Origin of the sequence: Micromonospora marina, assembly GCF_900091565.1 — a bacterium.
Lineage (GTDB): Bacteria > Actinomycetota > Actinomycetes > Mycobacteriales > Micromonosporaceae > Micromonospora > Micromonospora marina.
Genome location: NZ_FMCV01000013.1, coordinates 42,318 through 54,664, shown reverse-complemented (window position 1 = coordinate 54,664; position 12,347 = coordinate 42,318). Strand labels below are relative to the sequence as shown.

Here is a 12,347-nt window from a genome sequence, read left to right as displayed (position 1 = left end):
CCGCGCGCCCGGGACGGTTACCGTGGACTGGTGCGTGACCCGAGTGTGTCCCGATCCACGGCCGGCCGGCTCTCCGCCGAGCGCCGCGCCGACGACCTGCGCCGGCTCCGGGCGGAGCGGTTCGACGTGCTGGTCATCGGCGGTGGCGTGACCGGAGCGGGCGCCGCGCTCGACGCCGCGTCCCGAGGGCTGAAGGTCGCCCTGGTGGAGGCGCGCGACTACGCCGCCGGCACCTCCAGCCGGTCCAGCAAGCTGATCCACGGCGGCCTGCGCTACCTGGAGCAGCTGGAGTTCCACCTGGTCCACGAGGCGCTGACCGAGCGCGGGCTGCTCGCCACCCGGCTCGCGCCGCACCTGGTCCGGCCGGTGCCGATCCTGGTGCCGCTGCCCGCCGAGGGCGGCGCGCGCGACCTGCCCCGGCGGTTCTTCCGCCGCTCCTACTACGGCCTCGGCGTGGCCGCGTACGACGCGTTCGCCGGGGTCTTCGGCGGCGGGCGCGGCATGCCGCTGCACCGGCATCTCACCCGCGAGGGCACCCGCCGGATCTTTCCCAGCCTCCGCCCGGACAAGCTGGCCGGCGCGATCCGCTACTACGACGGCCAGGTCGACGACGCCCGCCTGGTGGTGACGCTGGCCCGCACCGCGGCGAGCCTCGGCGCGACAGTGGTGACGAGCGCCCGCGCGGTCGGCCTGATCCGCCAGGCCCGGGAGGTCACCGGCGTGCGGGTCCGCGACCTGGAGGCGCCCGCCGGTTCGCCGGACGCCGAGTTCGAGGTGCGCGCCCGCACCGTGATCGCCGCCACCGGCGTGTGGAGCGACGACATGTCGCGGATGCTCAACGACGTCGGGCTGCGCCCGAAGCTGCGGGTCCGGGCCTCCAAGGGGGTGCACCTGGTGGTGCCCCGCTCGGCCATCGTCGGCGAGACCGGCCTGATCCTGCGTACCGCGACGAGCGTGCTGTTCGTGATCCCCTGGGGCGGGCACTGGATCATCGGCACCACCGACACGGACTGGCAACTCGACAGGTCCCACCCGGCCGCCACCGCGAGCGACATCGACTACCTGTTGTCGCAGGTGAACGCCGTGCTGGACCGGCCGCTGACCACCGCTGACATCGAGGGCGTCTACGCCGGGCTGCGCCCGCTGCTGGCCGGCGAGGCGGATTCCACCTCCAAGCTCTCCCGCGAGCACGCCGTGGTGGAGCCGATGCTCGGCCTGCTGCTGGTCGCGGGCGGGAAGTACACCACCTACCGGGTGATGGCCTCCGACGTGGTCGACCGCGCGATGCACCGGCTCGGCCGGGTCCGCTCCTCGCGTACCGCCGACCTGCCGCTGCTCGGCGCCGACGGCTACGCGGCCATGTGGCGGGACCGGGCCGACCTGGCCCGCCGGCACGGGGTGGCGGTCGGCGTGGTCGAGCACCTGCTGGAGCGCTACGGCACCCTCACGCTCGACCTGCTCGCCCTGGTCGACGCCGATCCGCTGCTCGGCTCGCCGCTGGCGGGCGCGCCGGAATACCTGGCCGCCGAGGTGACGTACGCCGCCCGCGCCGAGGGCGCGCTGCACCTGGAGGACGTGCTCACCCGGCGTACCCGGATCTCGATCGAGACCAGCCACCGCGGACTGGAGTCGGCGGAGCACGCCGCGGAGTTGATGGGCGCGGTGCTCGGCTGGGACGCGGCGACCCGGGGCCGGGAGGTCGCCCACTACCGGGCACGGGTGCTCGCCGAACGGGAGTCCCAGCTCATGCCGGACGACATCGCGGCCGACGCGGCCCGGCTCGGCGCGCCCGACGTGCGCGGATTCGCGGCCGACCGGGGCATCGACGGGCCGGGCGTCGAACTTCCGGCCTCCCCCAGGTAGTCGATCCCCGACCCGGGCCGCTCGGCCGCTGGTGCGCGCTACCTACGGAAGTGTAGGTTTCCGGGCGTGGTTCGCCCGTCCTGGTTGCGTGTCCCCGCCCTGTGCGTCGTCGGCCTGCTGGCGCTGACCGGCTGCTCCTTCGGCCCGGCCGAGGGCACCACCACACCCGAGGCGGCGGGCACGGCGAGCCCGGCACCGGACGGCAGGCGCGTCTCCCTGGTGCAGCGGCTCGGCGACGGCCCGGTCCGCAGCCTCGACGTGGACCCGTCCGGCCGCTGGCAGTGCCGCGACTGCGCCGGTGACGGCGTGGACGCCACCGGCACGCTCAGCCCGGAGCAGACCCAGCGGCTCCAACGGATGCTCGCCGACCCGGCGATGGCGAAGGAGACCGACGAGGCCCGCAGTTACAAGCAGGGCTGCATCGGCGTGCTGACGTCGACGCTGCTCGTGCCGCCGGAGCTGACCGTCACCATCCAGGACTGCCCGGGCGAGCCGAAGCCGAAGGTGGCCTACGACGTGCTGCTGCTCGTCACCCAGGCCACGCCCGCGGAGGACAAGGGCTAGAACATCTTGCCGGGGTTGAGCAGCCCGGCCGGGTCCAGCGCCGCCTTGATCGCCTGGTGCACGCGTACGCCCACCGGGCCGATTTCGCGGGCCAGCCAGTCCCGCTTGAGCAGCCCGACGCCGTGCTCCCCGGTGCAGGTGCCGCCCAGGTCCAGCCCCAGCCGCATGATCTCGTCGAAGGCCCGCCGTCCCCGGGCCAGGCTCCCCGGGTCGGCCCGGTCGACCACGATGTTCGGGTGCATGTTGCCGTCGCCCGCGTGACCGACCACCCCGATCGGCACCTGGCACGCCTGCGCGATCCGGGCCACCCCGTCGAGCAGTTCCGCCAGCCGGCCGCGCGGCACCGCCACGTCGTCGATGACCAGGCCGCCGTTGCCGCCCGGGAACGTCTCCGCCGCGAACCGCTCCATCGCCGGATGGGCCAGCCGCCGCGCCTGGAGCAGCGCCGCTGCCTCGGTCGCGTCGGTGGCCGCGTAGACCTCGTCGGCGCCCGCCGCGATGCACACCTCGGACAGCCGGGCCAGGTCGTCGGCGGCCCGGGCGCCGGTGTCCACCGCCGCGAGCAGCAGCGCCTCGGCATCGGTGCGCAGACCCATCGGCCGGTACGCCTCGATCGCCCGCAGGTGCGTCCGGTCGAGCAGCTCCAGCAGGCTCGGGGTGAGGCCGCGCTCGGCGATCCCGGCGACCGCGCCACCGGCCGCCGCCACCGTGGGGAAGACCGCGACCAGGGTCAGTGACTCCTCCGGGGCCGGGCGCAACGCCACGGTCACCTCGGTGATCACGCCGAGCGTGCCCTCCGAGCCCACGAAGAGGCGGGTCAGATCGTACCCGGCGACCCCCTTGGCGGTACGCCGCCCGGTGCGCAGCACCTCGCCGGAGGCGAGCACCACCTCCAGGCCCAGCACGTATTCGCTTGTCACGCCGTACTTCACGCAGCACATGCCGCCGGCGTTGGTGGCCACGTTGCCGCCGATGGTGGAGGACTCCCAGGAGCCGGGATCCGGCGGATACCACAGGCCCCGCTCCCTCACCGCGCGGGCGAGCGCCGCGTTCACCACGCCCGGCTGCACCACGGCGATCCGGCCGACCGGGTCGATTTCCCGCACCGCGTCCATCGCCACCGTGCTCACCACCACGGCGCCGGTGACCGCGTTCGCCGCGCCGGCCAGCCCGGTCCGCGCGCCCTGCGGCACCACGGGTACGCCGTGCCGCCCGGCCGCCCGGACCACAGCCACCACCTCGTCGGTGTCGCGGGGGCGTACCACCGCCAGCGGGGTGCCCGAGTCGCACAGGTCGGCCTCGTCGCGCGCGTGCCCGGCCAGCAGGTCCGGGTCGGTCAGCACGGCGGCGTCGCCGAGCGCGGCCCGCAGGTCGTCGAGGAGGGGATGAGCGGCCATGCCGGGAAGGCTACCGGCGTACCGTCTGTTGCCGTGCAGCGCGCCGTCCGGGTCGTCCGGCGCGACCACGTGACCGGCGGTGAGCAGCACCAGACGGCGTACCCCGGTCACCGTCGCGGCCCGGAGCCCGGCGGCGGTCAGCAACTCGCCGACCCGGTCGACGCCCGCCGGGTCGGTCGCGCCCGCCGCCCGTGCCCCGCCACCGTGCCGTCAGGTCGTCCCAGGGGTGCAGTCCGCCCCACTCCGGTTCGGGCGGAGGGATTCAGCCGGGGCGGTGCGGGTAGTACCGGCCATGGCCCGGGACGGACGACTGAAGTTCCTGCGTCGCGGCAAGCTGTCCGGCGGGCTGGCGGACTGCGACGGGCAGCGGATCGCCTCCGCGATGGAGGAACTGCGGCACCGGGGAAAGGCGACGCTGCACGACCGGCTGCACCGGGTCCGTACCGCGTTCGGCCTGGCGGTGCAGGCCGGGCTCGCCGCCGGCCTGGCGTACCTGGTCGCGCACCGGTTGCTGAAGAACCCGCAGCCGGTCTTCGCCCCGATCTCCGCCGTCGGCACGCTCGCCGCCTCGCTCGGGCAGCGGTTCCGGCGCACCGTCGAACTGATCGTCGGGGTGGCGGTCGGCGTGCTCGTAGGCGACGCGCTCATCTATTTCGTCGGCACCGGCGCGTGGCAGCTCGCGCTGGTGGTGACCTCGGCCATCCTGCTGAGCATCTTCGCCGGGGCGAGCGTCGCCATCGTCATCCAGGCCGCGGCCACCGGGGTGCTGATCGTGACGCTCAGCCCGTCCACGGAGAACCTGGAGTTCCCCCGCTTCATCGACGCGCTCCTCGGCGGCGGCATCGCGCTGCTGGTCACCGCCGTCCTGCTGCCGCTCAACCCGCTACGGGTGATCAACCGGGCCGCCCGGCCCGCGCTGGACCTGCTCGCCGGCCAGCTCGACGCCTGCGCCGACGCGGTGCGTAGCCGGGACCGGGACGCGGCCCAGCAGGCGCTGTTCCGCCTGCGGGAGAACAAGGAGGAGCTGGCGGCGCTCTCCGAGGCGATCGAGGGTGCCAAGGAGACGAGCACGCTTTCCCCGGCACGCTGGCACCGGCGCAGCGAGCTGACCCACTACGCCGAGGCGGCCGACCCGATCGACCGGGCCATGCGCAACAGCGGCACGCTGATCCGCCGTGCGGTCACCATGATCGAGGACTCCGAACCGGCCCCCGAGCCGATGCCGGACGCGATCGGTCACCTGGCCGAGTCGGTACGCCTGCTCCGGCAGGAGTTCGCCGCCGGGCAGGAGCCGCAGGAGGCCCGCGAACGGTCGCTGCGCGCGGTGAGCGAGGCCGGGCGGGCGTACGCCGAGGGGGTCGGCTTCTCCGGCAGCGTCGTGATCGCCCAGGTGCGTACCACGGCGAGTGACCTGCTGGTGGCCTCCGGCATCGAGCAGGAGGAGGCGAACCGGCTGGTACGGCAGGCGTTCGGTGATGACCGCCAGGGCGAACCCGCAGCCCGGAACCCCGCCGCCCACCCGCCCACGGCCCCACCCGTCGGCTGACCTCGCCCGCGCGCTTCTGTTCGCGTCGCTCGGGCTACGGGAGGTGGGTCTGGGTCAGTGCGGTCCGGCGACCGGCAGGCACTCGCCGCCGCCGCGAGGGACCGGACCGCTGCGGCCGGGCTGTCCGGCACCGGCAGCCGTACCGAGCCGCGCGGCCAGGGCAGCAGGTTGGCGTGGTGCTCGCCGCCGAACGTGATCACGGTGGTGCCGGCGGGCAGCGCCCGGGCCAGCAGGTTCAGCGCGTCGGTGGTGTTCCGCGTGAAGATCACGTGATCGCCGGGACGGGCGCCGAGGAAGTCGCCGACCGTCTGCCGGGCCCGCTCGTACGCCAGTGTGCAGCGGCGCGACAGCGCGCCCCGCGCCGCGGTGCACGCTCGCGTACCAGGGAAGAAGCCCGGCCACCGCGTCGGCCGCGGCCCGCGCGCACGGCGCGCTGGCGGCGTGGTCCAGGTTGATCTCCTCCGGTATCACCCGGGGCACCCCACCGCGAACCTCGACGAGGGTTGCCGGCCAGCAAGCCGGGGCTTGACGCTGGCACTCGTGACCTGTTCGGGAGCACAGCCCGCACGATGCGACCGGACCAGTGGGTCGTGGGTGACTACGCTGACCGCATGGCCGACACCCCGCCCGGCGCAGCCCCGCCGCCACCGCACGCGCCCGCCGCCCCGCCGGGGGCGCCGACGCCCCGGATGCCGCTGCGCCGGCTCGGCTGGCGACGCTTCCTGGTGCTGGCCGGTGTGGTGCTGCTGATCGCGGCCGGCGCGCTGTTCATGGTGTTCACGCTCGGCGAGAGCCTGGGCGCCGAAGCGCTGCTGGTGGGTGTGATCGCGGCGATCCTGCCGGTGCCGGTGCTGGTCTTCTGCTTCCTCTGGCTCGACCGGTACGAGCCGGAGCCGCTGAAGTACCTGATCTTCTGTTTCGCCTGGGGCGCCTTCGTCTCCACCGCGATCTCGCTGCTGGTGAACACCGGGGCCGCCGGGCTGTTCGACGACTGGGGGCTGCCCGCCGCGCTGACCGCGGTGCTCGTCGCGCCGTTCATCGAGGAGCTGACCAAGGCGGCCGGCCCGCTCCTGGTGCTTGTCTTCCGGCGGCGGGAGTTCTCCGGCATCACCGACGGCCTGGTCTACTGCGGGCTCTCCGCGGTCGGCTTCGCGATGGTGGAGAACATCCTCTACCTGGGCGGCTACGGCTACCGCACCGGCGTCGAGCAGTACGGACCGGCCACCGGCGCGCAGCAGGTGATCGCGATCTTCATCGTCCGGATCCTGCTGTTCGGCTTCGCCCACCCGCTGTTCACCTCGATGACCGGCGTCGGGCTGGGCGTCGCCGCGCGTACCGCGGACCGGCGCGTACGGGTGCTCGCGCCGCTCGCCGGGCTGCTGCTGGCGATGATCCTGCACGGCACCTGGAACCTGCTGCCCTCGCTGGCCCAGGCCACCGGCGAGACCGTGATCGTGCTCTACGGCTACATCGGCGTGATGGTGCCGATCTTCTTCGCGATGGTCGGGCTGGCGGTGTGGCTGCGCGCCTGGGAGGGCCGGCTGACCGAGCGCACGCTGCCGGACTACGTCCGCGCGGGCTGGCTCACCCCGCCCGAGGTGGCGGCGCTGGGCAGCCTGGGCCGGCGGCACGCGGCGCGCACCTGGGCGCGGCGGGTCGCCGGTGACGGCGGGGTACGCGCGATGCGCGGCTACCAGTTCGCCGCGACTCGTCTGGCGCTGCTGCGGGACGGGATGCGCCGAGGGCTGGACCGTAAGCCGGAGGAGCGGGAGCGGACGGCACGGGAGGAACGGGAGCTGCTGGACGCGATCACCGCGTACCGGTCGTTCTTCGTCGGTCGTGACCCGCAGGCGCCGGTCGGGGTCTGGGACGGTCAGCGTTACCACCTGCGGTTCCCGGACGGTTCGCAGCGCCCGGTGGAGGCGCCGGACGACCCGGTGGTGCCGATCCCGGTGGTGCTGGCCCAGCCGCCCGCCTTCCCCCAGGGCGGCTACGGTCCGGGCGGACACGGTCTGGGCGGCTACGGTCCGGGCGGCTACGGTCCGGGCGGCTACGGCCCGGGCGCGCCCTGGCACCCCGGGCGCTGAGGCCGGCCGGCCCGCCGGTCAGCTCATCAGGCCGGTCAGGAAGTCGCCGAGCCCCTGGGCGATGGCCATCAGCGCGCCGCCGATGCCCTTGAACATCTGCGCCGCCCCGTCCGGCCGGAACGCCATGAAGTAGATCAGGAACGCGAGGAATCCCCAGGCGAGGATCTTCTTGATCACTACCGGCATGGTGTCCCTCCCCAGGGCGCGCTGAGGTGCCTGGGCTTCCCGCCGGGCAGCGCCGCAAACAGCGCCGCAGGTGAGGGCTAAAGGTAGAGACCGGTGGAGCCGGCCGCGGTGGTCTCCACCCGCTCGGCCGCCACGGCGTGCACGTCGCGCTCGCGCAGCAGCACGTACGCCCGTCCGTGCAACTCGACCTCGGAGCGGTCGTCCGGGTCGAACAGCACCCGGTCACCGGCCACGACCGCGCGGACGTTCGGCCCGACGCCGACCGCCGTGGCCCAGGCCAGCCGCTTGCCCACGGCGGCCGTCGCGGGTATCACGATGCCGGCGGTGGAGCGGCGTTCCCCCTCCGCACCCTCGGTACGCACCAGCACGCGGTCGTGCAGCAGGCGGATCGGCAGGCCGGCGTCGAGACTCTGGTCGGCGGTCACGCGAAGACGCTACCGCGTGGTCGCGGATCGATCCCGGTGTGGTTGGTGAGAGCGCCGGGAGGGCAATGTGTGGCCGAGTCGCCCTAGGGTGGGGCGTACGGACGTATCCTGTGCCCCCTGCGACCTGGTGGGGCTGAATTTGCCGGAGGTGCGCTTGAGCCGCTTCGAGCGGATGCGCGGGCGGCTCCGCCGCGCGTACGAGTCGGGCCGGGAGACGGCCCGGACCCGGCGGGCCGCCGCGGAGGTGGAGGACGCGGGCGTGGCCTCGCCCGCCGCGCCGGGGCCGCCCGCCGCGCCGGAGGCGACGGTCGCGGGTGCGGCGTCACCGGCGGCGTTGCACTCCTCGACCGTGAGCCGGGACGACACGGAGGTGCCGCACGCGCTGCGCATCGCCGCCGCGTGGTGCTGGCGCCTGATCGTGATCGGCATCGTGACCTGGGCCCTGATCAAGATCGTCGGCACGATCAGCATCGTGATCATCCCACTGACCGTCGCGCTGCTGCTCTCCGCGCTGCTCGCCCCAGCGGTCGGCTGGCTGCTGCGGGCCCGGCTGCCCCGCTCGCTGGCGACCGCCGTGGTGCTGGTCGGCGGCCTGGCCGCCGTCGTCGGCACGCTCACGCTCGTGGTGAACGAGTTCATCAAGGGCGTACCGGAGCTGAGCGAGAAGTCCTCCGAGGGCGTCCGGCAGATCCAGGACTGGTTCAAGACCGGGCCGCTGCACCTGTCCGACAGCCAGCTCGACCGCTACATCGACGAGGCGCAGAACTGGATCAACGGCAACACCGAGCGGTTCACCAGCGGTGCGATAAGCACCGCCGCCACGCTCGCCGAGGTGCTCACCGGCACGGTCCTGGTGCTGTTCGCCACGTTCTTCTTCCTCCGCGACGGCAACGTGATCTGGCGGTTCATCGTCCGGCTGCTGCCGGTCGCGGCGCGGTGGAAGGTCGACGACGCCGGGCGCGCGTCCTGGGCGACGCTCGGCGCCTACGTGCGTGCCACAGTGCTGGTCGCGTTCATCGACGCCGTCGGCATCGGCATCTTCCTGGTGGCGTTCGACATCCCGTTCGCGTTCCCGCTGGCCGCGCTGGTCTTCCTCGGCGCGTTCATCCCGATCGTCGGCGCGTTCCTGTCCGGCGTGGTCGCCGTGCTGGTGGCGCTGGTCGACAGCGGCCCCGGCATCGCCCTGGTCATCCTGGCCGCGGTGGTCGGCGTGCAGCAGATCGAGGGACACGTGCTCCAGCCGCTGATCATGGGCAGGGCGGTGGCCATCCACCCGCTCGCCGTGATCATCGGCATCGCCGCCGGAGTGGTGCTCGCCGGCATCGCCGGCGCGCTGGTCGCGGTGCCGCTGATCGCCGTACTCAACACCGCGGTGCGCCGCCTCGCCGCGCGAGCCGTGCCGGACACCCCACCGGACGCGGTGGTGGTCGCCTCCCAGGCGCCCTGACCCGGCACGACCCGCCGACGCCCGCGTCACCCCTCCGGGGAGGCGCGGGCGTCAGCTCCTGGCGAGCCGTTCCAGCGCGCCCCGGGCCACCTCCGGGCGGGTGGTGTACCAGAACGGCGGCAGCGAGCGCCGCAGGAACGGGCCGTACCCGCGCGCCGTCTCCAGCCGCGAGTCGAGCACCGCCACCACGCCCCGGTCGCCGGTGGCCCGGATCAGCCGGCCGACGCCCTGGGCCAGCCGGACCGCCGCGATCGGCACGCTCACCGCCGCGAAACCCGAGCCGCCACCGGCGTCCACCGCCGCCGCCCGCGCCGCGGCGAGCGGCTCGTCCGGCCGGGGGAACGGCAACCTGTCGATCACCACGAGCTGGCAGGCGTCGCCCGGCACGTCCACCCCCTGCCAGAGCGACATCACCCCGAACAGGCAGCTCTCCCGCACCTCGCGGAACCGGCGCACCAGCAGCGGCAGCGCCTCCTCGCCCTGGAGCAGCACCGGCAGGTCGGTCCGCGCGCGGACCAGCTCCGCCGCCTGCTGCGCGGCCCGTCGCGACGAGAAGAGCCCGAGGGTACGACCACCGAGCGCCTCGACCAGCGCCAGCAGTTCCTCACCCGCCGGTCCGGGCAGCCCGGAGACGCTGGGGCGGGGCAGGTGCGCTGCCACGTACAGGATGCCCTGCCGGGCGTAGTCGAACGGCGAGCCGACGTCGAGCGAACTCCAGCCCGGCCCCTCGGTCGCCGGGACGGTGCCGATCGACGCCCGGCTGCCCTCGGTGGCGGCCACCGGCGGCGCGACCGGGGAACGGCCCGCGGCGGCAGCGGTGGCGAGCGCGGCGGCGGCCGGGGACGGCGGGGCGGGCGGCGGCGCGTCCAACCCCAGCGCCCGGGCCACCGTGTCGAAGCGCCCGCCCAGCGCCAGCGTCGCCGAGGTGGCGACCACAGTGCGCTCGTCGTACAGGTGGGTGGCGAGCGTGCCCGCCACCGACAGCGGCGCGACGACGAGCGCCCGGCGACTGCCGTTGTCCGGCTTCTCGACCCACGCGACGTCGTGGTCGGCCTCCTCCAGCAGCCGCTGGGCGGTGGCGGACAACTCGTCCAGCACCGCCTTGGCCTGCTGCTTGCGTACCGGATCGGGGTCGTCGGACTTCACGTCGCCGATCGCCTCCAGCGCGGCCCGGGTCGCCGAGTCCAGGAGCGTGCACGCCTCGCGCAGCGCGGGCGGCAGACCGGCGGTGAGCCGCCCGGCGGGCGCCTCGGCCAGCCCCACCGCCAGCGCGTCACCGGCCTCGGTGAGCCGCTCGGCCAGGTCCGGGCGCAGCAGCGGCCGGGCCCGCCGGGTGGACCTGTCGATCAGCTCCGGCACCAGCTCGGCCTGGGCGGCCGAGGAGACCCGGTCGGCCAGCTCGTGCGCCTCGTCCACCACGAGCAGCTTGTGCGGCGGCACGATGTGCCGCCCGGCGAGCATGTCGACGGCGAGCAGGCTGTGGTTGGTGACCACGATGTCGGCCTCGCGGGCCCGGGCCCGGGACGCCTCCGCGAAGCACTCCTGCCCGAACGGGCAGCGGCTCGCGCCGACGCACTCCCGGGCCGGCATGGACACGCTTCGCCACACCTGGTCGTCCACGCCCGGGTCCAGCTCGTCCCGGTCGCCGGTGGCCGTCTCCTCCGCCCAGTCGCGCAGCCGCTGCACCTGCTTGCCCAGGCGGCCCGCCTCGCCGAGCCACTTGGTGCCCCCGCCACCGGACCGCGGCGCGTCGAACAGGGCGTCGTCGGGCTCGTCCTCGACCGAGCTGTCCAGCCGGGCCAGGCAGAGGTAGTGGTGACGCCCCTTCAGCACCGCGAAGGTGGGACGGCGGCGCAGCACCGGCTCGACTGCGTCGGCCAGCCGGGGCAGGTCGTGCTCGACGAGCTGGGACTGCAACGCCAGCGTGGCGGTGGAGACCACCACCGGGCCGTCCACGGTCAGCGCCGGGGCGAGGTAGGCCAGGGACTTGCCGGTGCCGGTGCCGGCCTGCACCAGAAGATGCTCGCCGGAGGCGATGCTGCGCTCGATCGCCTCGGCCATCTGCTGCTGACCCGGCCGGGCCGCGCCGCCCGGAACCGCGCCCACAGCGGCGGTCAGCAGCTCCCCCGCACCGGCGCGGCCACTGCGGCGCTTCTTCGGGACGGCCGGGCCGGTGGCGGTACGGGACGGGGTCACCGTGCGACCGTACCCGCCGGCACCGACCGTGGTCCGGCCGCTCCGGCGGCGTGGCGGGACGGCGGGTCGCGTCCGGTTACCTCCCGATCGCGTGGCGTGGCCGGAATCGGTTAGGGTGCCAGGCATGCCGAGCGACGTGGTCCGCGTGATCTACCGCAAGTACGACGGCAGCGCCCACCGCGACTACCCGGCCCGCCGGCTCGCCGAGGACGACCTCGGCGTCTGGCTCGGCGTGCCCGCCGGTACCGAGTCCGTCTACCACGGCCGCCCGTCGGTCGAGCAGATCCCGTTCGTCCTGCTGGTGCCGCACCACGGGTGGTGGACCGGCATGTTCAACCCGCCGCCGCGCACCAGCGAGGTCTACTGCGACATCGCCACCCCGGCCCGCTGGGAGGGGGAGGACACCGTCCACCTGGTCGACCTCGACCTGGACGTGGTGCGCCGCCGCGAGACCGGCCTGGTCGAGCTGCGCGACGAGGACGAGTTCGCCGTGCACCGGGCCCGCTGGGGCTACCCGGACGACGTGGTCACCGAGGCCGAGGCCGCGTCCCGCTGGCTGCTCGGCGCGCTCGGCGACGGCACCGAACCGTTCGCCACGTCGTACCGGAAGTGGCTGGCGCTGGTGGTCTGAGCCGG

At 74.6% G+C, this 12,347-nt stretch carries 10 protein-coding genes, 1 pseudogene and 1 riboswitch; of the genes and pseudogenes, 6 read left to right on the top strand and 5 right to left on the bottom strand.

From position 1 onward, the window contains the following. Positions 1-45: 45 nt before the first annotated feature. Positions 46-1,863: a glycerol-3-phosphate dehydrogenase/oxidase gene (locus GA0070215_RS16660; RefSeq protein ID WP_026268501.1), complete on the top strand. Its 1,818-nt coding sequence runs from the start codon at positions 46-48 to the stop codon at positions 1,861-1,863. A gap of 66 nt (positions 1,864-1,929) precedes the next feature. Continuing rightward, entirely contained in the window at positions 1,930-2,427 is a 498-nt protein-coding gene (locus GA0070215_RS16655; RefSeq protein WP_091047115.1) for a hypothetical protein, read from the top strand. On the opposite strand, the gene GA0070215_RS16650 is transcribed toward GA0070215_RS16655, so the two are convergent. Next, entirely contained in the window at positions 2,424-3,824 is a 1,401-nt protein-coding gene (locus GA0070215_RS16650) for an FAD-binding oxidoreductase (RefSeq protein WP_026268503.1), read from the bottom strand. The two genes, GA0070215_RS16655 and GA0070215_RS16650, sit on opposite strands and share 4 nt — an antisense overlap. A gap of 292 nt (positions 3,825-4,116) precedes the next feature. Here GA0070215_RS16650 and GA0070215_RS16645 point away from each other — a divergent pair, with 292 nt between their 5' ends. Next, positions 4,117-5,370: an FUSC family protein gene (locus GA0070215_RS16645; protein WP_091047109.1), complete on the top strand. Its 1,254-nt coding sequence runs from the start codon at positions 4,117-4,119 to the stop codon at positions 5,368-5,370. A 23-nt stretch (positions 5,371-5,393) separates the two neighbouring features. On the opposite strand, the pseudogene GA0070215_RS16640 reads toward GA0070215_RS16645, so the two are convergent. Next, a pseudogene (locus GA0070215_RS16640) lies at positions 5,394-5,850 on the bottom strand (aminotransferase class V-fold PLP-dependent enzyme); the annotation flags it as partial. Further along, positions 5,821-5,916, bottom strand: a riboswitch (SAM riboswitch). Its footprint overlaps the pseudogene before it by 30 nt. A 23-nt stretch (positions 5,917-5,939) precedes the next feature. Between GA0070215_RS16640 and GA0070215_RS16635 the strand changes: the two are divergent. After that, complete coding sequence (locus tag GA0070215_RS16635; protein WP_208600360.1) at positions 5,940-7,457, top strand: PrsW family intramembrane metalloprotease; 1,518 nt, start codon at positions 5,940-5,942, stop codon at positions 7,455-7,457. 18 nt (positions 7,458-7,475) lie between these two features. Here the strand turns inward: GA0070215_RS16635 and GA0070215_RS28470 are convergent, their stop codons facing one another. Next, positions 7,476-7,643, bottom strand: a complete 168-nt coding sequence (locus GA0070215_RS28470) for a hypothetical protein (RefSeq protein WP_018787977.1) — start codon at positions 7,641-7,643, stop codon at positions 7,476-7,478. 77 nt (positions 7,644-7,720) lie between these two features. Continuing rightward, positions 7,721-8,068: a GroES family chaperonin gene (locus tag GA0070215_RS16630; protein ID WP_018787978.1), complete on the bottom strand. Its 348-nt coding sequence runs from the start codon at positions 8,066-8,068 to the stop codon at positions 7,721-7,723. A gap of 172 nt (positions 8,069-8,240) precedes the next feature. On the opposite strand from GA0070215_RS16630, the gene GA0070215_RS16625 reads away from it, so the two are divergent. After that, complete coding sequence (locus GA0070215_RS16625; protein WP_341844996.1) at positions 8,241-9,515, top strand: AI-2E family transporter; 1,275 nt, start codon at positions 8,241-8,243, stop codon at positions 9,513-9,515. A gap of 51 nt (positions 9,516-9,566) precedes the next feature. Here the strand turns inward: GA0070215_RS16625 and GA0070215_RS16620 are convergent, their stop codons facing one another. Further along, positions 9,567-11,711: an ATP-dependent DNA helicase gene (locus tag GA0070215_RS16620; protein ID WP_091047102.1), complete on the bottom strand. Its 2,145-nt coding sequence runs from the start codon at positions 11,709-11,711 to the stop codon at positions 9,567-9,569. A gap of 124 nt (positions 11,712-11,835) precedes the next feature. Between GA0070215_RS16620 and GA0070215_RS16615 the strand changes: the two genes are divergently transcribed. Further along, on the top strand, positions 11,836-12,342 hold the full coding sequence (locus GA0070215_RS16615) for a DUF402 domain-containing protein (protein ID WP_018787981.1): 507 nt from the start codon (positions 11,836-11,838) through the stop codon (positions 12,340-12,342). The last annotated feature ends 5 nt before the right edge of the window (positions 12,343-12,347 follow it).